Source organism: Paenirhizobium cremeum, assembly GCF_047553425.1.
Taxonomy (GTDB): domain Bacteria; phylum Pseudomonadota; class Alphaproteobacteria; order Rhizobiales; family Rhizobiaceae; genus Allorhizobium; species Allorhizobium cremeum.
This window is the reverse complement of sequence record NZ_CP180217.1, coordinates 1,910,101-1,934,802: the sequence shown is the minus strand read 5'-3', so window position 1 is coordinate 1,934,802 and position 24,702 is coordinate 1,910,101. Positions and strand designations below refer to the sequence as shown.

Genomic DNA, 24,702 nt, shown 5'->3' with positions numbered 1-24,702 from the left:
TAAACTGTCGGTAGTGACAGTGCAAAATTATGCAATTCTTGATTATTATTGCGGCCCCTGACTACGGGCTATGGGACGCTAGCTGTCCTTCGAGCCGGTAATCAGCCCGCGCCAGACGGCTTCCGCCACGGCCTGGGTATTGGTGGCGACGTTCAGTTTTCTTCGGGCATTGGACATGAAGAACCGCACGGTGCGCTCCGAAATGCCGAGGATCATCGCGGTTTCCCAATAACTCTTGCCGGCTGCCGCCCAGGTCAACGCTTCGCGTTCGCGGGTCGTCAGCTGGTATTGTCGCCGGCCGGTCATCGAGCGGGGTGTCTGGCCATCGACGAGAGTGGCGTGGAAACGGGTCGCGAGGTCATGCAGGAAAGGATCGTTGTGGCGCCTGAAGCGTGCCCATTCCGTTTCCGGCATGTCCGCATTGACGGCCAGAAGGGCCGAGCGTCCCTCTCTTGCCACCAGAGGATAGACGGCCCCGCGCGGTGCGATGGCAAGCTCGGCGACAAGCTGCTGGAATGTTTCGAGACCAACGGTGTGCGTGGCGATCCAGGACCAGTCGAGCACCCCTATCGCGCCGAAGGCCTCCTGAACCGGTGGGCGGGTGATCCCTGCGGGCAGGGCGTTGACGGCGCGAACCGCAGCCGGCGCGAAAGTGTGGTGCAACCGGTGAAGCCTGGCCCCGGCCGGGGTTATGGACGCTTCGGCGTAGAGCAGATTGGCAAGGCCAAAGACCTTCTGCATCCTCTTGAAAAACTGTTGCGGTCGAACGCCCTTTTCACTCTCTAGCCAGTCCAGCAGGTCGAAATAGCCGCCCTGGTTCGTCATTCTGAAACCCTGAAATTACGTGGGTCGAGATTGGGCGGAGGGGTGGCCGTTGTCCAGCCGAATTTTAGGGGGCATTCATGGTGGGCAGCCGTGACCCGCGATCCCCGCCGCCGGGCGGCGGGGATATCATCATCTGCTTGTTCAAGGGCTTGTCTCAGCCGGGCTGTGACGCCTCGACCACGGCGAGTGCTGCCATGTTGACGACACCGCGCGAGGTGACCGAAGACGAGAGGATGTGAGCCGGAAGTGCCGCGCCGAGAAGGATCGGGCCGACATGCAGGGCATCCATCATCGTGCGCACGATACCGAGCGAGATGTTTGCTGCATCGAGATTGGGGAAGACCAGCAGGTTCGCTTCGCCGGTCAGCGTGCTGTTCGGCATGGCCCGCTTGCGCAGGCTTTCCGACAGCGCCGAACCGCCCTGCATTTCGCCGTCGACTTCCAGTTCCGGCGCCTGCTCGCGGATGAGCTTCAGGGCGTCGCGCATCTTGCGGGCGCTTTCGGAATCGCGTGAACCGAAATTGGAATGGGTGACGAGGGCTGCCCGTGGCGTGATGCCGAAGCGGCGGATTTCCTGTGCCGCGAGGATCGTCATTTCGGCGATTTCCGCGGCCGAGGGATTATAGGTCACGAAGGTGTCGGTGAAGAAGATCGCGCCGCGCTGGGAGATCAGCAGGCTGAGACCCGAGAAGGCGCACACGCCGGGCTTCTTGCCGATGATCTGGTGGACATCGCGCAGATGGCGGTCGTAGCGGCCTTCAACGCCGCAGATCAGCGCATCGGCTTCGCCGCGCTTGACGGCAAGCGCTCCGATCACGGTGTTGTTGGTGCGCACGATGGTGCGGGCGGCTTCCGGGTTGATGCCCTCGCGTCCGACAAGGGCAAAATAGTCGTCGACATAGTCGCGGTAGCGCGGATCGTCTTCGGGATTGACGAGGTCGAAATCGACGCCAGGGCGGATGCGCAGGCCGAAGCGGTTGAGGCGGGTTTCGATGATCTGGGGGCGGCCGATCAGGATTGGCCGTCCGGTGCCTTCCTCGAGAAGCACCTGGGCCGCGCGCAGCACGCGTTCGTCTTCGCCTTCCGCGAAGATGACCCGTTTCTGGGTTGCCTTCTTCGCCGCGGTAAAGATCGGCTTCATGACGAAGCCGGAGCGGAAGACGAATCGGTTCAACTGGTCGAGATAACTGTCGAAGTCCACGATCGGGCGCTTCGCCACGCCGCTTTCGGCGGCAGCGCGCGCCACGGCCGGCGCAATTCGCAGGATGAGCCGTGGATCGAAGGGGGACGGGATCAGGTAGTTCGGGCCGAAGGTCGGGGTTTCGCCCGTATAGGCGCGGGCCGCGACCTCGGAGACTTCTTCGCGCGCCAAAGCCGCGATGGCGCGCACAGCGGCCATCTTCATCTCTTCGTTGATGGTGGTCGCGCCGCAATCGAGCGCGCCACGGAAGATATAGGGGAAGCAGAGGACGTTGTTGACCTGGTTGGGGAAGTCGGAGCGTCCTGTGCAGATCATCGCGTCAGGGCGGGCTTCCCGTGCGAGATCCGGCATGATCTCCGGCGTCGGATTGGCCAGCGCCATAATCAGCGGCTTTTCGGCCATTTTCTCCAGGAGTTCCGGTTTCAGCACGCCGGCGGCGGAAAGCCCGAGGAAGACATCGGCGCCATCGATGGACTCGGCCAGGGCGCGCTTGTCGGTTTCTTGTGCATAGACCGATTTCCAGCGGTCCATCAGCACCTCGCGCCCGACATAGACCAGGCCTTCGACGTCGTGGACCCAGATGTTCTCGCGGCGCGCACCAAGCGTCACCAGCAGGTTGAGGCAGGCCAGTGCGGCGGCGCCTGCGCCGGAGGCGACGATCTTTACCTCGTCGATCTTCTTGCCCGCCAGTTCCAGACCGTTCAGGATGGCGGCGGCGACAATGATCGCCGTGCCGTGCTGGTCGTCGTGGAAGACCGGGATGTTCATCTTTTCGCGAAGCTGGGCTTCCACCTCGAAGCATTCCGGGGCCTTGATGTCCTCAAGGTTGATGCCGCCGAAGGTCGGCTCCAGTGCCGAAACCGTCGACACCATGGTGTCCACACTTGCGGCGTCGATTTCGATGTCGAAGACGTCTATGCCGGCGAACTTCTTGAAAAGAACCGCTTTTCCCTCCATGACCGGCTTGGAGGCCAGCGGGCCGATATTGCCGAGACCGAGCACGGCGGTACCGTTGGAGATGACGGCGACGAGATTGCCGCGGGCGGTGTAGTCGGCAGCGGTCTCAGGTTCGTCGCGGATCGCAAGGCAGGGAGCGGCCACACCCGGGGAATAGGCGAGCGCCAGGTCGCGCTGGTTGCCCAGCGGCTTGGTCGCCTGAATCTCGAGCTTCCCGGGACGGGGATAGCGGTGATAAAACAGGGCCTGTTCATCGAGATCCGCCGTTGCGGTCGTCGGCTGCGGCTTGTTCTTTTCGGGAGCGTTCATCGGGTCCATCGGCATCGTCGTTTCAGGTTATCGAAATCCCTGAATACACCAATTGGCTTCCGGTGGAAGTCCCATTCGGTTCCTATCGCAACCGCATTGCCGACAGTGCACCGGCGATGGCCGGACGGCGGACCCGATCCGGCCATCGCGGCGCTTTGCCGGACCTGCATCGGCCGGTCCGACATGCGCCATCGGAGGCATGGCGTTCGCCAGTGGCGGTGGCGAAAACCGATGATCCGAGGGGCGGGTATCAGACTGACGGCGTGATGACCGGCGGCAGCGAGGTGGGACCGATGCCGTATTTCGATTTACCGGACGGGGTGCTGCCTGTGGTTTCGCTTGTGGTCTGTGCGCAGGCCGCGAGTGTCATGACCAGGCCCAGTGCGACGATCAGTTTCTTCACGGATTTTCTCCTTGTCGGGCCTTTTTCGGGAGAACGATTCTCATGACCCGGGATGAGATGTTGATGTGTAATCAGTTCCGGTCTATATTGAACACAAATGTTCAAAAGTCAACACGAGCGTCTATTTGACGCAGGCGGCATGAACGGGGCTGCCCTAAGGAGTTCAATGTGGTATCGCCCAAAGAGAATCCGGTATTCCGTCGGTTGGCCATTGTCGCCCGTCCAGGGGCGAGGAAGGAAGGCGAAGGCTTCCGGGGGTGATATGAGACCGGTTGTCTCTCAATTGCGATATGAAAAGGTTTCAGGCGGATTCTGTTGCCGGAATGATCGTCGGATGAAGCATGTCCGGCCGGCGGCCATGGAGGGTTCCTTCACGTGACAAATGTAAAATGCCGTATCTATGACGCCGCGATGCGGCTTTTTTCCCGAAAAGGGTCCGATCGTGTGACGATCAGCGACCTTGCGGAAGAGGCGGGCGTGGCCCGCGGGACGGTCTACAACACCATACCCGATCCCGGCATGTTGTTCGAGCAGATCGCCGGCGACCTGGCGGATGAAATGCTGCTCAAGGTGCGCGCCACCTTGGAAACGATAAGCGATCCTCCCCTGCGGCTGGCCTGCGGCATCCGGCTTTTCATTCGCAGGTCGCACGAGGAGCCGCAATGGGGCCGTTTCATGGTTCATTTCGGCTTCAGCAACCGGACGCTTCAGGGGCTTCTTGCGGGGACCTCGGGCGAGGATCTCAGGTCGGGGATCGAGAACGGCCGTTATACGATCCCGCCGGAGCAGGCCAATTCGGCGCTGGCAATCATCGGCGGCGCGACGCTTTCCGGGATGATGCTGGTGCAGGAGGGTTACAAGACTTGGCGCGATGCCGGCAGCGAGGTCGCCGAACTCGTTCTCGTGTCGCTCGGGGTGGAGCGCGGGGAGGCGGGGCGCATGTCCCGGCATCGGTTGCCGGAACTCATCTGACGGCAGCTTCTCGTCGCACCTTCCTCCCCAGAAGCCGACCGGGCAGGGTATTTTGCCCGGTTTTGTGCGGTCCCCTGTCGCATATCCCCAACATGTCATCATCCTGAAACACGAGTCTGGTTTGAGCCAGTTCATGATTTCATGAAGCGAGATCCAGAGGATGGCGACCGTGAGTGGGCAGACGGAAACGCGGCATTTCAGAACCCTTTTCATTTCCGACGTGCATCTGGGTTCAAAGGCGGCGAAGACCGATTTTCTTCTCGATTTCTTGCGGCAGCACGAGGCCGACACGATATTTCTCGTCGGCGATATCGTCGATGGCTGGCGGCTGAAGCGGAGCTGGTACTGGCCGCAGGACTGCAACGACGTCGTGCAGAAACTGCTGCGCAAGGCGCGCAAGGGAACCCGTATCGTCTATATTCCCGGCAACCATGACGAATTCCTGCGGGGTTTCCCGGGCACCCATTTCGGCGGGATCGAGGTCGCCGAGCGCATGATCCATGAGACCGCCAACGGCAAGAAATATCTTGTTCTGCACGGGGACGAGTTCGACGTCGTGGTGCGCAACGCGCGGCTTCTCGCCTATCTCGGCGACTGGGCCTATGACACCGCCATCGCGATCAATGTGGTGCTCGCCGGACTCCGGCGCCGGCTTGGGATGCCCTACTGGTCGTTTTCCTCCTGGGCCAAGCAGCAGGTAAAGCAGGCCGTCAACTTCATCGGCGAGTTCCAGCGCGTGGTGGCCGAGGAAGCCCGTCGAAACGAGGTCGACGGGGTGATCTGCGGCCATATCCACCATGCCATCATGGAGGATATCGACGGTATCCATTACATCAACACGGGCGACTGGGTGGAAAGCTGCACCGCCATTGCCGAGCATCCGGATGGCCGCTTCGAGCTGATTTCCTGGGGGCATCTCGTGGGCGCGGCCAAGCCCGCCAAGCAGCTTGTCATGGCGCCGGTTCCGCTCGCTCTCGCGCCGGTCAAGCAGGATACCGGCGAGGATGTCCGCGCCGCGTGAGGACGTTTGCCGTCCGGTCGGCGGAATGACCGGTTTTTGTTGTGGTTTTGCTGCACCTAACAATCTTTAACGCCGGTTAAGGATTTCATCCTTGTGCGGTCCGGCTATACTGCGAGGAATCGTATTTCGCGCAGGCGGCCGTCACTGGCGAGTGCGCATGGCCAAAGCGTAGAAGTCGTCGGGACAGTGAAGCCGGTTCATCCAGAAAGCGCGTCGATCGAGATACACGACCTGCCCGATCGGGCAGGACGGCGCATCGAGTTGCGTGGGGTCTGGCGCAACAACAGCCTCGGTGCGATGCTGCACGATGCGGGTCGCCTGGCTGACGGGGAGGCCGGCATCGTCGAAATCGATCTCTCGCGCATTTCGGCAATGGATACCGCCGGTGCGTGGCTGATCCGTCGCTTCCTTGCCAAGCAGAAGGCTGAAGGGGTTTCCGTCGCGGTGACCGGCGGCACCGAAGCCATGCGGGAACTCATTTCCGCCATGCCGGAAAAGGTCAACTCCCCGGGCAAGGGTGAGGCCAGGGGGCCTCTCTTCCAGCGCTTCTTCGCGCCGATCGGCGAGACGGTGGTGGAGCTCTGGCAGGACTTCGTCGCCATGATGTTCGTTCTGGGTTCGGCGGTGCGCGGCGCCCAGACCAAGCTTGGCCGGGGTAGCGGCGTTTCGCCGGCGTCCGTGGTGAACCAGCTCGACCACATGGGTGTTAGGGCCGTTCCCATCATCGTGCTCATGTCCTTCCTGATCGGGGCGATCATTGCCCAGCAGGGTGCCTTCCAGCTTCGCTATTTCGGGGCGGAAGTCTTTGTCGTCGACCTCGTCGGCATCCTGCAACTGCGGGAAATCGGCGTATTGCTGACCGCGATCATGATCGCCGGCCGTTCGGGCAGCGCGATCACCGCCGAAATCGGCTCGATGAAGATGCGCGAGGAAATCGACGCGCTGAAGGTCATCGGCCTCAATCCGATCGGGGTCCTGGTATTTCCGCGGCTGGTGGCGCTGACCATCGCCCTGCCGCTTCTGACCATCGTTGCCAACTTCGCGGCCCTTTACGGGGCGGCACTCGTCGCCTGGGCCTATTCCGATATCACCTTCGATGTCTTCACCGGCCGCCTGCACGATGCAGTCGACTATTCGACCATAGCTTCGGGCATGATCAAGGCGCCTTTCATGGCGCTCATCATCGGCATCGTCTCGGCGGTCGAAGGCATGAAGGTGGGGGGCAGCGCGGAATCGCTCGGGCAGCACGTCACCGCGTCGGTGGTCAAATCGATCTTCGTCGTCATCCTCGTGGACGGGCTTTTCGCCATGTTCTACGCCGCAATCGACTTCTGAGGAGGGATGAATGGCAGACAATCCCTCCGGCAGGCAGAAGCGCGAGGCGGTGCTTTCCGTACGCGACCTGACGGTCGCCTTCGGGGAGAAGGTCGTGCTCGACCATCTCAATCTCGACATCTATCGCGGTGAAATCCTCGGTTTCGTCGGCGCCTCCGGCGCCGGCAAGTCGGTGCTGATGCGCACGGTGCTGCGGCTCTTGCCACGGCGTTCCGGCTCGATCGAAATTCTCGGCGCCGATTACGACAAGGTATCCGAGGCCGAGCGGATGATGCTCGATACCCGCCTTGGCGTGCTTTTCCAGCACGGCGCCCTGTTCTCGGCGCTGACCGTCAAGGAAAACATTCAGTTGCCGATGCGCGAATATCTCGATCTGCCGAAATGGCTGATGGACGAACTCGCCTATCTGAAGATCGAGCTGGTGGGACTGGACCCTGATGCGGCGGACAAATATCCGTCCGAGCTTTCCGGCGGCATGATTAAGCGCGCTGCCCTTGCGCGAGCGCTTGCGCTCGATCCGGATCTCGTCTTCCTGGACGAGCCGACGTCGGGGCTCGATCCGATCGGTGCGGCGGAATTCGACGAATTGATCGCGCGGTTGCGCGACACGCTCGGTCTTACCGTCTACATGGTGACGCATGACCTCGACAGCCTGTTTTCCGTCTGCGACCGCATCGCGGTGCTGGGACAGAAGCGGGTCTTGGTCGAAGGAAGCTTAGACGATATGCTCGCCTGCGACGATGCATGGGTGAGGTCGTATTTCAGGGGCAAGCGCGCCCGTTCCATTGAGAGGCCGGCAGCTCCGGCGCAAAATCCGGTGAGTGACTGACCTATGGAAACCAAAGCCAATTACGCCATCGTCGGTTTTTTCACGGTGCTCGTCATCGCGGCGGCATTCGGTTTCGTCTACTGGATGGCGGAATACGGTCGCGGCGGCCCGGTCGCGCCGCTTGCCATCCGCATTCCCGGCTCCGCAAACGGCCTGAGCATAGGCTCACCGGTGAGGTTCAACGGTATCGCCGTCGGCTCGGTGCGCAATCTCTACATCGACAAGCAGGACCCACAGTTCTCCATTGCCTTTACCGAAGTGCGTGCGGACGCGCCTGTTACCACCTCCACGAAAGCCGTCCTGGAGATCCAGGGGCTGACGGGGGCCGCCTATATCGAGCTTTCCGGTGGTAACGCGGCAGACGAAAACATCCTCGCCAAGGCGATTTCGACCGGTGAGCCGGCGGTCATCATCGCGGACCAGTCGAGCGTAACCAACCTGCTTGCGACCGCCGACAAGATCCTGCAGCGGGCGAACAGCGCAATCGGCGAGTTGCAGGGCTTTATCGAGGATTCGAGGACGCCGCTGACCAATACGGTGAAGAATGCGGAGACCTTCTCCAAGGCTCTCGCGGACAATGCCGATGGCATCGACAAGTTCCTGGAGAGCGTCAGCGCGCTGTCTGAATCCGTCTCGGGCCTTTCCGGACGGCTCGACTCGACCCTTGCGGCGGCCGAGGATCTGTTCCGGTCGCTCAATTCCGAAAAGATCGACAAGATCCTGACCAATACGCAGGAGGCGACCGCGAATTTCGCAGACGCCTCCAAGAAGATCGCGCCGGCCATCGACGGTTTCCGCGAGACCGCCTCCACCTTCCAACAGTTCGGCGTGCATGCAGACGAGACACTCACGAAGGTCACCAAGCTCATCGATGCGGTGGACAGCCAGAAGGTCGGCCGCGTTGTCGACGACGTTTCCGTTGCCGCCGCCGATACGCGAACCGCCGTCGCGGGGTTCAAGGATCTCAGCCAGAGCGTCACCAACCGGCGCCAGGATATCGATCAGGCGATCACCGATTTCACCCAGCTTGCCAACAAGCTGAACAACGCTTCCGATCGGGTGGATGGCATTCTGAAGAAGGTCGACGGCATTCTCGGCTCGGACGACACCAACTCCCTGACGGTTGAGGCGCGCAAGACACTGGAATCCATTCGTGTCATGGCCGAGAACCTGAATGCCAGGATCGGTCCGATCGCCGACAACCTGACACGGTTCTCTGGCGGCGGTCTGAGGGATATCCAGTCGCTCGTCACTGATACGCGGCAGACCATGCGCGATCTCAACGATGCGATCACCAACTTCGACCGCGACCCGCAGCGGTTGATTTTCGGCGGCGAAACCGTCAAGCAGTATGACGGACGGACTCGGCGGTGAATGATGATCGAAGGCCGAAAGGACAGGGCTGACATGAAGGTAGGCGGTTTGCTGGCGCGTCGACGGATCGGGCTTCTTGCGGCGATCGTCATGCCACTTGCTTTGAGCGGGCTCAGTGCCTGCAGTTCGGCTCCGAAGAACGATACCTTCGATCTCTCAGCCTCGCCGGCGGTCGAAACCACGGCTTCCGCCCGTAACCGGCAGCTTCTGATCGCCGATCCTTCGGCCCTGAAAGCGGTTGACAGCGAACAGGTGCTGGTCCGGGTCTCCGGGTCAGAAATCCGTTACCTCTCGAATGCCCAGTGGAGCGACAAGCTGAGCCGGATGGTGCAGTCGAAACTTGTGGAAGCGTTCGAGAACACCGGCAAACTCGGTGGTGTCGGCAAGCCGGGGCAGGGGTTGGCGATCGATTACCAGCTGATTACCGATATTCGTGCCTTCGAGATCGATGCCAGCGGCAGCGACCGCGCGGTGGTCGAGATTTCGGCTAAGCTGCTCAACGACCGCAACGGCACCGTGAAGGCTCAACGTGCCTTCAGCGCTTCCGTACCGACCGGTGGTTCGACCAACGAGATCTATATCCGGGCGATGGACCGTGCCTTCGGTCAGGTGACAGCGGAAATCGTTGCCTGGACGATGACGCAGCTTTGATCGCCTGCAACCGGCTTTCGGCGATGACGGGACAGGGCTGATAAGGGTTCGGCTGAGCCGGCTCAAGGCCATCCAGAGATCTCTATCGATAAGAAAAGCCCCCGGAGTTATCGGCTCCGGGGGCTTTTCCTTGTCTTCTGCGGTGCTCGGTCTTCTGCGCTGCTTGCGGCTCAGTTGAAGCGGCCGGCGGCGTGGGCGAGCATGGTGTAGACCTTGCCCGTGTCCGACGTCAGGTAGGACTGCGTGACGCTCTTGTCGCGGTCGGTGCGGGCGACGTCGGCGAGCAGCTTTTCGAAGTCGTTGATGTAACGGTCGACAGCGGTGCGGAACTCCGGCTCGCGCTCGTATTTGCGCTTGATTTCGTCGAAGGTCTGCTGGCCCTTCAGCGTATAGAGGCGACGGGTGAAGACATCGCGCTCGCCGCGCTGATAGCGCCGCCAGAGTTCGACCGAGGCATCGTGGTCGATGGCGCGGGCGATATCGACCGAAAGCGAGTTCAGCGATTCCACCATATGACGCGGATTGCGGGTGTCGGCCTGCCGCTGCTGTGCGGGCTGCTGTTCCGCGGGGCGAGGTGCCGCAGGACGGGCAGGCTGGGGGGCTGCCATTTCCTGTTCCTCGTCGCGCGAGGCGCCGCGCAGCAGGTCGCTGATCCAGCCGCCGGTTTCCTGGCGGGGGACCGGGGTCGGAGCCGAGGCGGGAACCGGGGCAGCAGTGACGTTCAGGCTGCCGCGCAGGCCGAGCGGTTCGCTGGCGCGTGTTTGCACGGGTGCCGGAGCAGGAGCCGGTTGCGGGGCAGGTGCAGGCGCCGGAGCGGCCCTGCGCGGCTGTTCAGCCGGGCGGGCGTCGGCCAGGCGGCGCGCGACCGGTTCGGAGATTTCCAGCGACTGGGTCGAACGGCCGACAAGCTGGGAAATGTCCTGCAATGCCTTGATCTGCTCGGAAACCGCGCGACGCATGGCGGCGGCGCTTTCCTTGGCTTCCTCCGGAAGGTCGAAGGCGCCGCGTTTCAGCTCGCTGCGGGTCAGGTCGAGTTCCTTGCGGATATCCTGGGCGGAGCGGCGGATTTCGTCGGTGGCGCCGGCAAAGCGGCTGACGGCCTCCTCGACTGCCTGCCGCAGGGCTTCGCGCAGATGGTTTGCTGCGCCATCCGACTTGCGGCCGGCCTCGCCGAGCAGCCTGTCCACGTCGGAAAGCGATGCGGAGAGGCCTCCGCGCAGACGGTCGGCGAGATCGGCGGAGCGCTTCTCTGCTTCCGAGAGGGTCTTCTCGATCGAGTGGTTGGCTTCCTCACCGGCGGAAAGCAGCGCGTTGCGCATGCTGCCGGCCGTCGCCTGAGCCTGTTTTTCGGTCTCAGAAAGGATCTTGCCGATATCGGCAAACGACGTCTGGATGCCCTGCCGGAGATTTCCGGCCACCTGACCCGAGCGCTGTTCGGCGCGCTCGAAGGCAGATTCGACCATGTTGGTCAGGCCGCGCATGGTCGTTTCGATTTCTTCGGAGCGCTTGACCAGACCCACGGCGAGATCGCGCAGCGCCTGCTGCCGGTCTTCCAGCGTTCCGACGAGATTGGACTGGGCTGCCGAAAGGAGGTCGGAGGCTTGGCCGAGAACCTTCGAATGGTCGCTGAAACGGCCGACGATGGCGGTGACCTGCGACAGCGTATCGTCGGAGATCGACGACAGGCGTTCGAGCTTGCCGTCAAGTAGCCGGCTGGAGGTGGAAAGGAGGTCGGCGGCTTTGGACGATGCTTCGGTGAAGCGTTCCGTCGTCTGGCCAAGCTGGCTGTCGGCTGCGGCGATGTTGGTGGCCACCTGCTCGATCATGCCGGCGAGGTTCGAATTGCTTTCGCCGAGACGCTGGATCAGGCGGCCAGCGCTTTCGGCAATGCTGCTCTCGGCGGTGCCAAGAGCCTCTACAGCCTTTTCCGCGCGTTCGCTGATCGCCGCCACGACGGCTTGGTTTTCGGAGCGCAGGCGCTCGGCGCTGAGACGTGCGGCCTCGGTGATGCGTTCCGCTGCAACGCGGCCGGTCTCGGCATATTCCGCGATGACCGGCGTCGCCTTCTCGTCGATCAGGCGCGACAGCTCGGCCGAACGGCCGGCGAGCATCGAGTTGAGTTCGCGGGTGCGCTCGTCGAGCACGGCGCGGATCGAGTTGCCGCGCGCTTCCAGCGCCTTGTCGACCGTATCCATGGTCTCAGCCAGTTCCGCGGTATTGCCGCTCAGGGCTTCGCGGATCGCTGCGGCGCGGGCTTCGAGCGTGTTGCCGGCTTCCGAGAGCGTGCCGGTCAGCGCCTGGATCTGGCTGCCGACGAGGGTTTCCGCCTCGGCCACCTTATTTGCGATGATGTCACCGGCTTCGGAGAAGGTCTGGGCAACCGATGCGGCCTGGCCGGCAAGGCGGCTCTGGGTCTCGGCAATGCGCTTTGCCAGATCCTCAGACCGTTCTTCGACGGCGCGGCTCAGCTCGGCGCTGCGCTCGCCTATCCGTTCGGCAAATTGCTGGCCGCTCTGGTTGAGCAGATCGACCGAGCGCTGCGCTTCCGTATCGAGTTCGCGGGCGGCATCGGCCACGGCGCTGCGCAGCGTCGATGCAAGGCCGGCCGCCTTGCCCTCGATGGTGCGATTGACATTGTCGAGGCCGATATTGAGCGCGCGGTCCATGGTGGAGAGACGCTCGTCGATTTGGGCGGTGCGGCCCTCGAAGGTCTGGGCGACGCGATTGGTGCCTTCCTCGAGGATGCGCGAGACGCGTTCGGCGGTTTCGGCGCCCACCTTCTCGATATCGGAGACCTTTTCGGCCAGCTTCGCGGCGAAAATCTCGCCGGCATCGCCGACGCGGGTGTCTACGCCGTCGAGACCGTTGCGGATACGGTCTTCCAATGTGCCGAGGCTCGTTTCGATGCGGGCGCTGGTTTCGTCGATCCTTGCGCTCATGCCGCCGACCGACTGCTCGACCCGGCCGGAGAAGTCCTCTGCGGTGCGGGTGATTTCACCGGCGGCGTCGCCGATGCGGGTGACCAGCGATTCAGCGGTGCCGCGCAGACGCTCGTCGAGCGCCTTGCCGCTTTCGTCGATCGTGCGCCGAAGCGCTTCCTCGCGCTGCTCGAGAGTCATCTCGAGCATGCCGGCGCTGGCTGCGAGCGATGCACCCATGGAGGTGCCGTGTTCGGTCAGCGTGGTTTCCAGCTGGCTGCGTGCGTCATTGAGGGCCAGATTGATGGCGTTGCTGCGGTCATCGAGCGTCGAACGGATACGCTCATGGGTGTCGGAGAGCTTGTCATCGATCTCGGAAATGCCCGACGAGAGTGTCTGACCGATGCGGCCCGAACCTTCGCTGAGGGTCTTTTCGATCTGGCTGCCTGCGTCCTCAAGGGTGGAGGTAAGGTAGGACGTGTGGCTTGCGAGCGCCATGTCGAGCTGCTGCTGCGTATCGCCATAAACATTGCGGATCATCTCCGCCTTGTCGGCGAAGGTGGATTCGAGGCGTCGGTCGGCTTCCGCAACCGTTTCGACGATTGCGTTGGTGCGCCGGTCGAGCGCTTCCGCAAGACGGGTTTCGGTCCCGGTGACGGCGTCTACGAGCGCCGAAGCACGGCCGTCGAGGGTTTCGTCGAGGCGCGTCTGTCCCTCGGACAGGGCAAGGGCGATCTCACGGCTTCGGGTCTCCAGCGTCTCGTCAAGGCTCGCCTTGAGCTCCGACATGGACTGAGCGATCTCGCGTGTACGGTTTTCGAGCGTTTCGGCGAGCTGGTCGTGATTGAGCGAGAGGGCAAGGCCGATGGCTTCGGCGCGGCCGTCGAAGGTCTCGTCGAGGCGCGCATGTCCTTCGGCGAGCGTCTTGGCGATTTCGCGGCCGCGGGCTTCCAGCGTTTCGGCGATCTGGTCGTGATTGAGCGAGAGGGCAAGGCCGATGGCTTCGGCGCGGCCGTCGAAGGTCTCGTCGAGGCGCGCATGTCCTTCGGCGAGCGTCTGCGCGATCTCCCGGTTGCGGGCTTCCAGCGTTTCCGCGATCTGGTCGTGATTGAGCGAAATGGCAAGGCCTATGGCTTCGGCGCGACCGTCGAAGGTCTCGTCCAGGCGCGCCTGGGCTTCGGAGAGCGTCTGCGCGATTTCGCGGCTCTTGGTATCAAGCGTTTCGGCAAAGCGATCATGATTGCCGGAAAGGGCGTTGACGATCGTTTCGGCACGGCTCGTAAGGGTTTCCTCGAAGCGCGACTGATTGTCGGCAAGCGCGTTGTAAAGCGCGCCGCCACGCTCCTCCATGACGGTGTCGATCCGACGCTGCGCGTTCTCCAGGCTTTCCGTGAGCGCCTGGGCGCGGGCCGACATGGCGTCCGCGATTTCCTGCGCGCGGTTGGCCAGCGCCGAGTCGATCAGCTCCTGACCGGTGCCGACTGCGGTTGCGAGCGCAAAAGACTGGTCGGTGAGCGTCGAGCCCAGGCGATCGATGCTGGAGTTCAGAATGCCGTCGATCGCCTCGGAGCCGCCGCTGACCGTTTCGTTGATGCGGGCGAGGCTTTCCATGAGCTTGCTGTCGAGCGAGCCGGCGCGCTGGTCGAAGGCGCTGGCGAATTCCGCCACGCGCTCGTCGAAGACGGTGTTGACCTGGCCGATGGTGGCCTGGAGACGGTCTTCGAAGAGGCCGGAACGCAGGTCGAGATCGACGATCGCATCGTCGACGCTGGACTGCAGGCTCTGGCGGAAGGTCTGGCCCTTCTCGTCGAGGCTCGCATTGAGCTTGGCCAGCGCTTCGCCGAGCGAATTGGTGATGCCCTGTTCGCCGGTGGTCAGCTTCTCGGCAATCTCGCGGGTTCTTTCGACCAGCGTTTCATTGAGCTGGCGTGCGCGCTCGCTCAGCGCCGCGTTGAGCTTTTCGGTATTGGCGTCGAGCGTGGAGGCGCGGGTCTCGAATTCACCGAGGAGTTCGCGGCCGCGCTCGGCCAGCGTTCCGGTGAGCTGGTTGAGGCGTGTATCGAATTCGCTGGCGAGCGAAATGCCCGAGGCGCTCAGCGTCTGGACGAGATTTTCGGTCTTTGCCGTGAGCAACGAGCCAATGGCGCTGGCCGCCGCGTCGGATTTCTCCATCAGGGCTGCCGCGCGGGTGTCGATCAGCGAGGCGAAGGCTTCGCCGGAGGTCGCCAGACGCACGGAAATCTCTTCCGTCGCGAGCGAGAGTTCCTCCTTCAGCTGCTCGTGGGCGCCGACGATGGAAGTGCGGATGCGCTCGGCGTGGTTGACGATTGCGTCGCGTTCGGAGCCGAGTTCGTGGACGAGGCCGCGCACGCGCAGTTCGTTGTCCGTATAGCTGCGTTCGAGCGCGGTCACTTCGGAATGGACGAGGGTTTCGAGTTCGGTCGCGCGGGCGATCGTGCGCTCGATGCCTTCATTCATGGCCGAGACTTCGCGACGGACAGCCTGTCCGACGGTCATGATGCGTTCGGAGGCGATGGTTTCCGGCTCTGCAAGGCGCAGGGCGACTTCCGCCATGGAGCGCGCGGCGTTGCGCAGGTCGTGGGCGCGGGCCATCATGATCGCGAATGCAAAGAAGAGCAGGACCGGGATGACGGTGCCGATCGCGATGGCGACCACGCCGGGCATGGCCACGACATCGGCCACTGTCGCCGCCTGCCAGATCTGGTTGCCGTAAAGGAGCTGGGAGAGGCCGATCGCGCCGAGCACCCAGAGCACCGAGACGATGGCGGCGTTACGGATGGCCGAGCGCATCGAAGCGCCTTCCAGCGACTTCATGATCGCGGCGGGGCTGCGGCGGGAGGCATCGTTGGCCGGTTCGAAAGCGGGCGCCTTTGGCGCGGGCTCGGGAGCAAGTTCGCCGGCACGTTGTGCCCGTCGTTCCGCCTGTTTCTGTTGTGCAGCAGTCGGGCGGGAGGTATGGGACTCGGACACTTTGGCCTCCGGTGCGTGTGGCGCCGGTCGAGTTTTCGACGCGGGCTTTTCTTCTTCGTCGAAGTCGATCCTCAGAGCCGCCTCGAGTGCCTGGAACGCGCTGTCGTCAATCGACTCGACCGTCTTGTTGTTCGCCATAGGGTTACGCCTCGTTACCGCCTACTCGGCCGGTTTCTGCCTTGCTCCCTCAGCCGCCTGCAATAGGGGCGCGGCATTGACCGCCTTACTCAGGGATTGCCGTTCTGCCGCCACGCCAGAGGGAAATCCCATTGGATTACAATGGCCGGACAGTGCTTTTCTTCAGCACATAATGACAATTCCTTATCATCTTCCGACCAACGGGCAAAGGTTTACACCCTTCACCCATATGAGCGTATCGTAGTGACACATTCGCGGATGCGTTACAATTAATCGCCCTGTCATTCCTAACGGGGCATATCGGTTGTTAACAGCATTTAAACTAATTTAGAGAGGGAAAAACCATTTGAGACAAATGTTTAACGGTTGTTAACCATGTCTCGAGGTTTTCGCCCAAAATGGGCCTGAATTTAACCGGATAGGCACGCCGCCATGAAAAACATCATGGCACCCAATAAAGATAAAAAAAGGAAATTGGCATGGCAGCGCTGAATATCGCGTTTGAAGCCCCCGAAAATTCCGGCGGGCGTTGCCCCTCCCAGAACCGCCCGATCGACCTCGTACACCTCGCCAAGCAGACCAAGGGCGACAAGGCGCTCGAAATGGAAGTGCTGCAGATGTTCGCCCGCCAGGCGCGGGGTTGCCTGCAGGCTTTCGGCAATCCGGCAAGTTCCGAAACCCGCGAGGCGATCGCCCGCAGGCTGAAGAACGCCGCCCATGCGGTCGGCGCCCATGCGGTTGCTGCAGCGGCTGCCGACGTTGAAACCCGTGCCGAGGAGCCTGCCGCAATCGCTGCCGTCGCGGCTGCGGTCGTCGAAGCCGAAAACTTCATCTGCAAGCTCTGCCGTTGAAGGTTCGGCAGCGGTCGAATGCCACTTGCGTTCGCCGCTTGCATACAGCTTGCGGCGCGATGCTTTCCCGGTAGCGCCGCAATGCAACATGCACTCTCCCGCGAAATGTTGACTGACAGGGAGAATTGGTGGATGACTTCGCCGGTTTTCAATCCGCGACGTCTGGACATCTCATCATGGCACAACTCACTATCATCGCATTTGACGGAACCCGTTTCGACCTTTCTGCCGAAGAGGGCTCGACGGTCATGGAGAATGCGGTGCGCAATTCGGTTCCCGGGATCGATGCCGAATGCGGCGGCGCCTGTGCCTGTGCCACCTGTCATGTCTATGTCGACGAGGAATGGGTCGAAAAGGCCGGTTCCCCTTCGCCGATGGAAGAGGACATGCTCGACTTCGCGGTCGACGTGCGCCCGAATTCGCGCCTGTCCTGTCAGATCAAGATGACGGCGGCCCTCGACGGGCTGACCGTGCACGTGCCCGAACGCCAGGGCTAAACCCGGCCGCCAAAAAAAGCCTCGCTCGTCGACCAGCGAAGAGCGAGGCAAGTGGGCGCATCGCCCTGGCAGGCGAGGGAGGAGACACCTGCGGCACCATGATGCGCCAGGAGAACTCGGGGACCCGCTTACAACTGAGATGAACTTACAAGTATCATGACACTTGTATTTCAGCTTTTCATCAAGTGCTATCAGAAGAAATAGCCGATTATTCACAGGGCAGTGCGCAAGTTTCGCGCAAGCTTCGCCGCCAAACGGCCGCTTTTCCGGGGGGTGTCGAGGGATCACCCTTCAGTTTTGGGCTTTTTTGCTTCTGGAGCGGTATTCGAGAATGCGAATCAGCCGGTCCTCGAAATTGACCGCTTCGATGCGGTCGAAGGCGATCTGAGCCTTGTCATGTTCCTCGACGGCTTTGGCCGTGATTTCCGATACCTTTGCCTGAAGCGTTTCGCAGTCACGCGCGGGTCGCAAGCGTTTCAGCGATTGCTCCAGTTTGCGGGCATGCTGCCTAGCGATTTCCGCGTGGCGCTCCTCGTGCCGCTTGATATCGCTCGAAAGCGCATCCCAGATCAGACCGAGTTCCCGGTCGGCGCGGTTGCGGTTCTTCCAGCGCGGCAGGATGATCTTGGTCTTCAACGTCACCTTCACCTCGCCGACGGAACAGCGTCCATCGGATGGAAGATAGGTGATTTCGCCGCCGAATCTTATCTGGGTCGCACCGGGATGACGGTTGCCGCTGGTCTTCGTCATCGGGCCGCGACGCTCGAGTTCCCGGTCGAGTTCCTCGGCGGTCCGGCCGCCGATCTGGAAGTAGCTGAAGCTCTTGCTGACGATTGTCTCTGCTTGCGACTGGAAGGGGGAAAGCGCCAGCATGGTGGCAGTGATGGCCATGATCCCCAGCCGGTTTGCAAACGTCATTCTTCGTATCCGCAATGTTGTATTCGCCGCGACCTTGGGGCATAGCGACAGCGAGCGCAATATCGGTGCCCGCAATTTTTAAAGAGTGGAAAGGGCCGGTCATGGTTTCCGGGAACGTCACGAACTGGCACCTTGCCCATGGACGGCAACTTCTACTTGGAGAAAAGGGCCGCCTGATGGCGATCGTCAACGTTACGCCAGATTCCTTCTCCGACGGCGGCCGGCACTTCAGCGTCGAAAAGGCGGTGGAGCATGCGCTTGCCTGCCTTGCCGAAGGTGCCGATATCCTCGATATCGGCGGCGAATCGACCCGTCCGGGAAGCGATCCCGTCAGCGCCGGCGAGGAGCAGGACCGTGTCCTGCCAGTGATCGAACGTCTGTCGCGAGAGACAGATGCCCCGATCTCCATCGACACCTATCGTGCGGATACGGCGCGGGCGGCGGTCTCCGCCGGGGCGCATATCGTCAACGACGTTTTCGGGTTGCAGCGGGAGCCTGACATCGCCGAAGTGGCGGCGAACACCGGCGCGGGCCTCTGCATCATGCATACGGGGCGCGACAGGCAGAAGCTTGCCGACGTGGTGGCGGATCAGTTCGCATTTCTGCGGCGTTCGCTTGATATCGCGTCGGCTGCGGGTGTTGCGCCAGAGGCGATCACGCTCGATCCGGGGTTCGGCTTCGCCAAGGAGACGGCGGAGGAGAATTTCGAACTTATGGCCCGGCTGGAGGAAATCTCCAGTCTCGGTTTTCCGCTGCTGGTCGGCACGTCCCGAAAGCGGTTCCTCGGTGCCGTCACCGGCCGCGAGCCCGCCGAGCGCGATGCTGCGACGGCCGCGACGACCGCGCTTCTACGCCTCAAGGGGGCTTCGGTTTTCCGGGTGCACAATGTCGCGATCAACAGGGACGCGCTGCTCGTCGCCGATGCTATGGTGGCCGCGGGCCGCAAGGCTTCAAGGGAAGGCGAGCAATGACCGATATCTACACCATCACACTGAAGAACTGCGCCTTCTTCGCCCGGCACGGCGTTTATCCGGAAGAGGAGTTTCTCGGCCAGCGTTTCTACGTCGATGCGGAGTTCGACGTGGCCGGCGCTAAGGCTGCCGAGAACGACGATCTCGACGGCACCGTCGATTACGGGATCGTTTTCAAGGTGATCGAGGAAATCGTCACCACCAACAGGAAGCTTTTGATCGAGGCGCTGGCGCTTTCGATCGCCAGGGAGCTTTGCGCCCGGTTTCAGCCGATCAAGCGGGCCAGGATTACCGTACGCAAGCCCAGTGCGCCGATTCCCGGCATTCTCGACTATGTACAGGTGAGTGTTGAACACTTCAGCAAATGATGCCTGGCGTCCGGCGACGCTGGGGCTCGGCGGCAATATCGGGGACCCGGTCGCCGCGATGGCGCTTGCGCTTCGTCGGCTCGATGCGCGACCGGATTGCCGCGTCACGGCCGTATCCCGTCTCTATCGCACACCGCCCTGGGGCAAGACGGATCAGGCCGATTTCTACAATTCCTGCGCGGCCGTCGAGACCACGCTTTCCGCCAGGGCGCTGCTTGCGCTGTGTCTCGACATCGAGCGTGACATGAAGCGTGAGAGGATCGAGCGCTGGGGGCCGCGGACCATCGACATCGATATCTTGACCTATGCCGACGAGCAGCATGACGAGGAGGCGCTGAAAGTGCCGCATCCGCGCATGACGGAGCGCGCCTTCGTGCTGATGCCTCTTGCCGATATCGCTCCCGATCTTGAGGTGGACGGGCGGACCGTTTCCGATTGGCTTGGCGAGGCGGATGCAGGCGGAATCGTCGTTGCAAACGAAAACCGCGCCTGGTGGCGCGGTTGAAATCCTTCAGTCGCTTGCCTTCGAGGTGAAAGCTATTCCTCGGCGACCGCCATGGCGGATGCCTGACGATTAAGCTTGAGGCCGATGACGGGAATCATCCGGTCTTCGACCTTGACCGAGATGGTGATGTTCATCGCGGTGTCTTTTTCGATGCGGGCCACCATGGCGCCGTTCAGCTTGGCGCGGTTGATGCCCATGACGACGCGGTCGCCGTTGACCTGGCCCGAAACGATGTCGAGGCCCTTGCCGTCGGCGCCGTCGAGGAACTCGCCCTTGTAGTTGCCGTCGACCTGCGCGATGACGGCGCGCATCGGCTGAGAGAACACACCGACGCGGCAGGTGCCGTCGAGCGTCATGCCGGTTTCCTTGCCTTCGGCCGGCTGGCCCGTCAGGTTGCAGGTGAACTTGGTACCCTTGTACTTGCCTGCGACGATCTCGCCCGGACCTTTCCAGACACCGGCAACCTGCTGGAAAAAGCGTTTGTCGCGCGAGGCCGCATCGGCAGCCGGAGCGGTGGCGATCGTGGCGACGACGGATGCGGCGACCACGCGGCCGACTGGCGAAAAGAAACGAGGTGACATCGACTTACCTTGGTACGAGCAACCAATAAACCCGCATGAAGAATAAGGTGAAAGTGGTTAACGCTTCCTTGATTGGCGCATCAACACTTCAACTGTCCGTGGCGGCAACACGACTTCCGTGCGGCGACGGTATGTCATTCCTTCGCATCCGGGGCGTTGCCTGTCAACTTCGGAGCGAGATCCGAGATGAAGTCTCCGATACCGGGGCGGCGCAAGGCCTTGAAGGGAAGGGGGCGGCAGAGGTCCATGGCGGCGATGCCGATTCGTGCTGTCATCAGGCCGTTTATGACGCCTTCGCCGAGGCGGGCCGACAGGCGGGCGGCAAGGCCGTGACCGAGAATCTGCTGGGCGAGGCTGTCTCCGACAGCGATGGAACCGGTTACGGCAAGGTGGGCGATGACGTCGCGCAAGAGGCGCAGCATGCCGAAAGCACCCGGCCTGCCGCCATAGAGTTCGGCCATGGCCCGCACCAGCCGCACGACCTCGAACAGCACATAGGCGAGATCGACCACGGCACGCGGGCTGACGGCGGTAACGACCGACACGCGCTTCGATGCACCAAGGATGAGGGCGCGGGCGCGGATATCGAGCGGAGCCATCAGTTCCCTTTCGGCAAGCTCGATCAGCAACGGCGCATCGATGATGTCCTCGTCGCTTTCAGCAAGGGTGCGCCTGCCGCGGGCGGTTTCCGGTTTGGACGCAACGAGCCGCACGAGCCTCGCGACGACGGCGCGGGCGGCGGGCCTGATGCCCTCCGCCGTCGCGCGTTCGGCGTCTTCCTTGAGTTTCTGTACGGCGTCCAGCCGGTAGATCCCGGCGATTTCCCGGCTAACGGCGATCAACAGCGCCAGAAGGCCGACCGCGAGCACGGCGATAGCCGCATAACCCAACCAGTCGGAGCGGGCGAAGAGATCGCGGATGAGGCTGTCGATCCAGAGGCCGATCGCCAGCGAAAGGAGGATGCCGAAGGCGCCGAACGCTATGCGCGCAAAAGAGAATGTGCGCCTGCGCGGTTCCGCCACCGGAATCTGCTCGCCGGCGAGGTCCACGCCGAGAAACGGGTCGGCTTCATCTGGAACGATATCGACGTCATGATCGAAACTCTGGGGTGAGCGCCGCTGCTGCGGTGTCGGCCGGATCGGTTCGTCGGGTTCGACACTGAAGGAGGCGGGGCGGCGACCGTTTGACGGCGGCGCAGTCGGGGATTTGGAATCCTTCATGCGAGACGGTCTCCAAACAGGAATTGCATGGCGCGATCGAGCCGGATATGGGGCACCGAGAGTGTTATGCCACCGCCCGTTTCCTCCAGCATGGGGGGACGGAAGCGCACGATGTTGAGTTCGGGCAGATGGCCGGGCGAGGTGGCGTCGTCCAATGCGTGAAAAAAGGCCTCCGGGTTTTCCGGAAGGTCGCCCGGAAAGACGGCGGTCTTGCGGTGGCCGTTGAAATGCTCCGTACCGATCGTCTCGCCGGCCATGGGGGTGCCGACAATAACGGGAAGTTCGTGGCCGTCGCGGCGGACATTGGCTTCCCGGGTCGCGCGGACGGAGGCGAGAGCCATGACGTCGATGCCGGCGCCTGCCATGCCGATCGAGTGGATGGCGCGCTCGACCAGCCGTCGGGTAATCGCTTGCAGGCGGTCGTGGCTTTCGTGATGGAGGTGGTCGGCCTTGGTGGCTGCGACGAGAACGCGGTCGATCCGGCGGCGGATCAGCGATGTCAGCAGGTTATTCGAGCCCGGCCGGAAACAGGCAAGGACGTCGGCCAGAGCCCGTTCGAGGTCTTGGACGGCTTCCGGCCCTCGGTTGATCGCCTGCAGCGCGTCTATCAGCACGATCTGCCGGTCGAGACGGGCGAAATGCTCGCGAAAGAAGGGTTTGACGACGACCGTCTTGTAGGCCTCGTAACGGCGCTCCATCATTGCCCGGAGCGAGCCTTTCGGAGCCCTGGTTTCGGGCATGTCGGGTAGTGGCGCGAAGGTCAGAGCCGGTGACCCCTCGAGATCGCCAGGCATCAGGAAGCGGCCGGGCGGCAGCGTCGAAAGCGATCGCTCGTCCGACTTGCAGGCTCTCAGATAGGCGGTGAAGCTTTCCGCGAGCCGGCGGGCGGTCATTTCATCGGCGGGGGCATCCATCACGGTTGCGGAGCAATGTGCCAGCCAGTCGCGCGCCAGTTCGGCGCGAATGCCCCTTTTTGCGAGTGCGGCGGTGTTTTCGCTGAATTCGCGAAAATCCTGTCCGAGCAGCGGCAGGTCGAGCAGCCATTCTCCGGGATAGTCGACGATATCGATCGAAAGCCGTCCGGGCGAGAAAAGTCGGTTCCAGCCGCTGGCGCTCCTGAATTCGATCGTCACGCGCAGTTCGGAGATGGCCCGGGTGGAATCGGGCCAGACGCGATCCTTGACCAAGGCGCGGATGTGATCCTCATACTGGAAGCGCGGGATCGCATCGTCGGGCTGTTCCTCCAGCCGGACGTTCGAAACACGGCCGGAACGGACGGGCTCGAACAGGGGCAGGCGGCCGCCATGCAGGAGATTGTGAACAAGCGACGATATAAAGACGGTCTTGCCGGCGCGCGACAGGCCGGTCACGCCGAGCCTCAGCGTCGGATTGACGAGATTGGCGGCCCGGTCCGTGAGATTGTCGAATACGATGGCGGCTTCATCGGAAAGGCTGGTCAGCGAAGGAGGCAATTGTCTTTTTCCCGCAATGGTCTGCAGCGCCAATATAGGGTGCCGTGGCGAAGCCCGAAAGACGAGGCGGCGTGCTTTCCTCCGGGTGGCCTTCGTCAGCCGACCAGAAAATCCGCGAGCAGCCAGGGCTTTTCACCCGATGCAGAAGGCGCGCCGTAGTTCAGAACCGCAAGACCCGCGGTCGGATACCCCTCCGGAATGAAGCGGTTTGCCGCATCCATGCCGGCAAGCGAGATCAGCACTTCCTCGATCGCGGGATTGTGGCCGACGAGCATTACCGAACCGTAGCCCTCCAGGGCGGAGAGAATTTCGAGGTAGTTGTCGGCCGGCGCGTTGTAGAGTTCGTCAACGAACCGGCATTCCATTTCGCCGGGGAACGCCCGCTGGATGGCATCTGCCGTTTGCCGGCAACGCACGGCAGTCGAGGAAATCAGCAGTTCCGGACGATAGTTCCTGTCGGCCGCCGCGTCCGCCACGAGTTCAGCCTCCGCATATCCGGCGTCGTCGAGGGAACGGTCGAAATCGCGCTGTCCAGGCATCGCCCAGCCGGATTTCGCATGCCGCAGCAGATAGATACGATCGGGAGGCGGGGTTACGAGAGACATCCGGTGAGATTTTCCGCGAATGGACTTCGGCATTGACCTAGCCGTTGACAGGGACGTCCGTCAACTGCTGCTAAAGGCCGATAGGAGGCGAGGCCTGTCGGCTATCAACCAGGACTTGCGGCCCGTCGAGTGCGAAAAATGAAATAGTGGTTAAATACTATGCGTTTAGCTGAAAAATGTGACAGATTTAAAAATGCCTTGAAAACGTCCAGAAGGCTTGAACCTGTTTTACCGAAAGGTTATACACCCGCCCATTGAGATGTTCTTCAGGAGAATCGCGTTGAGTGAGAAGATCGATCTTAGCAATTATGTTCTCTCGGAAGACGATGAGTTCATGAACGCAAACCAGAGGGCATACTTCCGGGCAAAACTCATCGCATGGAAGAACGACATCCTCCGGGAAGCGCGGGAAACCCTCGATCACCTTGCCGAAGAAAGCGCCAACCATCCCGATCTTGCCGACCGGGCTTCCTCAGAAACAGACCGTGCCATCGAACTCAGGGCCCGCGATCGTCAGCGCAAGCTGATCTCGAAGATCGATGCAGCCCTGCAGCGCATCGAAGACGGCACCTACGGTTATTGCGAGGAAACCGGCGAGCCGATCGGCTTGAAGCGGCTGGATGCACGTCCCATTGCGACGCTGTCCATCGAGGCGCAGGAGCGTCACGAGCGTCGCGAGAAAGTCTATCGCGACGAGTGATATCCCTCCGGGCGAGGATGAAATGAACTGCCGGCCCAGGGCCGGAAAAGAAGATGCCGGCCAAAAGCCGGCATTTTTCATTGGATAGCG

21 protein-coding genes are annotated in these 24,702 nt (G+C 62.3%); 12 read left to right on the top strand and 9 right to left on the bottom strand.

Features of this window, described 5'->3' with window-relative positions; genetic code table 11:
• Positions 1-78: 78 nt before the first annotated feature.
• From ACLBKR_RS09690 to ACLBKR_RS09680, 3 genes are all read right to left on the bottom strand, one after another.
• On the bottom strand, positions 79-825 hold the full coding sequence (locus tag ACLBKR_RS09690) for a helix-turn-helix domain-containing protein (RefSeq protein WP_113340179.1): 747 nt from the start codon (positions 823-825) through the stop codon (positions 79-81).
• Between the two features lie 154 nt (positions 826-979).
• Complete coding sequence (locus ACLBKR_RS09685; RefSeq protein ID WP_414901580.1) at positions 980-3,292, bottom strand: NADP-dependent malic enzyme; 2,313 nt, start codon at positions 3,290-3,292, stop codon at positions 980-982.
• 250 nt (positions 3,293-3,542) lie between these two features.
• The gene (locus ACLBKR_RS09680) at positions 3,543-3,695 is read right to left on the bottom strand and encodes a hypothetical protein (RefSeq protein ID WP_162708179.1); all 153 of its coding nucleotides are present in this window, start codon (positions 3,693-3,695) and stop codon (positions 3,543-3,545) included.
• A gap of 375 nt (positions 3,696-4,070) precedes the next feature.
• Between ACLBKR_RS09680 and ACLBKR_RS09675 the strand changes: the two genes are divergently transcribed.
• The 6 genes from ACLBKR_RS09675 (at position 4,071) to ACLBKR_RS09650 (ending at position 9,877) form a co-directional block, all read left to right on the top strand.
• Positions 4,071-4,667 carry a TetR/AcrR family transcriptional regulator gene (locus ACLBKR_RS09675; RefSeq protein WP_112828155.1) on the top strand — a complete coding sequence of 199 codons (597 nt, stop codon included), beginning with the start codon at positions 4,071-4,073 and terminating at the stop codon, positions 4,665-4,667.
• A gap of 160 nt (positions 4,668-4,827) precedes the next feature.
• A complete protein-coding gene (locus ACLBKR_RS09670) occupies positions 4,828-5,688 on the top strand; it encodes a UDP-2,3-diacylglucosamine diphosphatase (RefSeq protein ID WP_414901577.1) in 861 nt (286 codons plus the stop codon).
• Between the two features lie 186 nt (positions 5,689-5,874).
• The gene (locus ACLBKR_RS09665; protein WP_414901575.1) at positions 5,875-7,023 is read left to right on the top strand and encodes an ABC transporter permease; all 1,149 of its coding nucleotides are present in this window, start codon (positions 5,875-5,877) and stop codon (positions 7,021-7,023) included.
• Positions 7,024-7,033: 10 nt separating this feature from the next.
• The gene (locus tag ACLBKR_RS09660) at positions 7,034-7,852 is read left to right on the top strand and encodes an ABC transporter ATP-binding protein (RefSeq protein ID WP_113443403.1); all 819 of its coding nucleotides are present in this window, start codon (positions 7,034-7,036) and stop codon (positions 7,850-7,852) included.
• Between the two features lie 3 nt (positions 7,853-7,855).
• Positions 7,856-9,226: an MlaD family protein gene (locus tag ACLBKR_RS09655; RefSeq protein ID WP_113447337.1), complete on the top strand. Its 1,371-nt coding sequence runs from the start codon at positions 7,856-7,858 to the stop codon at positions 9,224-9,226.
• 33 nt (positions 9,227-9,259) lie between these two features.
• A complete protein-coding gene (locus ACLBKR_RS09650) occupies positions 9,260-9,877 on the top strand; it encodes an ABC-type transport auxiliary lipoprotein family protein (RefSeq protein ID WP_113447354.1) in 618 nt (205 codons plus the stop codon).
• A gap of 170 nt (positions 9,878-10,047) precedes the next feature.
• Here ACLBKR_RS09650 and ACLBKR_RS09645 read toward each other — a convergent pair whose 3' ends face one another.
• Positions 10,048-15,924, bottom strand: coding sequence for a hypothetical protein (locus ACLBKR_RS09645; RefSeq protein ID WP_414901572.1), 5,877 nt, complete (start codon positions 15,922-15,924; stop codon positions 10,048-10,050).
• Positions 15,925-16,403: 479 nt separating this feature from the next.
• Here ACLBKR_RS09645 and ACLBKR_RS09640 point away from each other — a divergent pair, with 479 nt between their 5' ends.
• Positions 16,404-16,775, top strand: a complete 372-nt coding sequence (locus tag ACLBKR_RS09640) for an Hpt domain-containing protein (protein WP_414901570.1) — start codon at positions 16,404-16,406, stop codon at positions 16,773-16,775.
• A gap of 176 nt (positions 16,776-16,951) precedes the next feature.
• Entirely contained in the window at positions 16,952-17,272 is a 321-nt protein-coding gene (locus ACLBKR_RS09635; protein ID WP_112828270.1) for a 2Fe-2S iron-sulfur cluster-binding protein, read from the top strand.
• Positions 17,273-17,563: 291 nt separating this feature from the next.
• Here the strand turns inward: ACLBKR_RS09635 and ACLBKR_RS09630 are convergent, their stop codons facing one another.
• Positions 17,564-18,190: a DUF922 domain-containing Zn-dependent protease gene (locus ACLBKR_RS09630; protein ID WP_414901568.1), complete on the bottom strand. Its 627-nt coding sequence runs from the start codon at positions 18,188-18,190 to the stop codon at positions 17,564-17,566.
• Between the two features lie 101 nt (positions 18,191-18,291).
• Between ACLBKR_RS09630 and folP the strand changes: the two genes are divergently transcribed.
• From folP to folK, 3 genes are read left to right on the top strand one after another with little or no spacing between them, the layout of a single operon-like run.
• Positions 18,292-19,161 (top strand): dihydropteroate synthase, encoded by an 870-nt coding sequence (gene folP / locus ACLBKR_RS09625; RefSeq protein ID WP_113448473.1) that lies wholly within the window; start codon positions 18,292-18,294, stop codon positions 19,159-19,161.
• The gene (gene folB, locus ACLBKR_RS09620; protein ID WP_113448474.1) at positions 19,158-19,529 is read left to right on the top strand and encodes a dihydroneopterin aldolase; all 372 of its coding nucleotides are present in this window, start codon (positions 19,158-19,160) and stop codon (positions 19,527-19,529) included. Before folP ends, folB begins: the two co-directional genes overlap by 4 nt.
• Positions 19,530-19,587: 58 nt before the next feature.
• Positions 19,588-20,034 carry a 2-amino-4-hydroxy-6-hydroxymethyldihydropteridine diphosphokinase gene (folK, locus tag ACLBKR_RS09615; RefSeq protein ID WP_162708186.1) on the top strand — a complete coding sequence of 149 codons (447 nt, stop codon included), beginning with the start codon at positions 19,588-19,590 and terminating at the stop codon, positions 20,032-20,034.
• A 32-nt stretch (positions 20,035-20,066) separates the two neighbouring features.
• Here the strand turns inward: folK and ACLBKR_RS09610 are convergent, their stop codons facing one another.
• From ACLBKR_RS09610 to ACLBKR_RS09595, 4 genes are all read right to left on the bottom strand, one after another.
• The gene (locus ACLBKR_RS09610; RefSeq protein WP_112828163.1) at positions 20,067-20,615 is read right to left on the bottom strand and encodes a hypothetical protein; all 549 of its coding nucleotides are present in this window, start codon (positions 20,613-20,615) and stop codon (positions 20,067-20,069) included.
• Between the two features lie 134 nt (positions 20,616-20,749).
• Positions 20,750-21,835 carry a TIGR01620 family protein gene (locus ACLBKR_RS09605; RefSeq protein ID WP_113448475.1) on the bottom strand — a complete coding sequence of 362 codons (1,086 nt, stop codon included), beginning with the start codon at positions 21,833-21,835 and terminating at the stop codon, positions 20,750-20,752.
• On the bottom strand, positions 21,832-23,307 hold the full coding sequence (locus ACLBKR_RS09600) for a YcjX family protein (RefSeq protein ID WP_414901564.1): 1,476 nt from the start codon (positions 23,305-23,307) through the stop codon (positions 21,832-21,834). Before ACLBKR_RS09600 ends, ACLBKR_RS09605 begins: the two co-directional genes overlap by 4 nt.
• Before the next feature lie 95 nt (positions 23,308-23,402).
• Positions 23,403-23,912, bottom strand: a complete 510-nt coding sequence (locus ACLBKR_RS09595) for a SixA phosphatase family protein (protein WP_112828166.1) — start codon at positions 23,910-23,912, stop codon at positions 23,403-23,405.
• A 280-nt stretch (positions 23,913-24,192) separates the two neighbouring features.
• Between ACLBKR_RS09595 and dksA the strand changes: the two genes are divergently transcribed.
• The gene (gene dksA, locus ACLBKR_RS09590) at positions 24,193-24,612 is read left to right on the top strand and encodes an RNA polymerase-binding protein DksA (RefSeq protein WP_112685083.1); all 420 of its coding nucleotides are present in this window, start codon (positions 24,193-24,195) and stop codon (positions 24,610-24,612) included.
• The last annotated feature ends 90 nt before the right edge of the window (positions 24,613-24,702 follow it).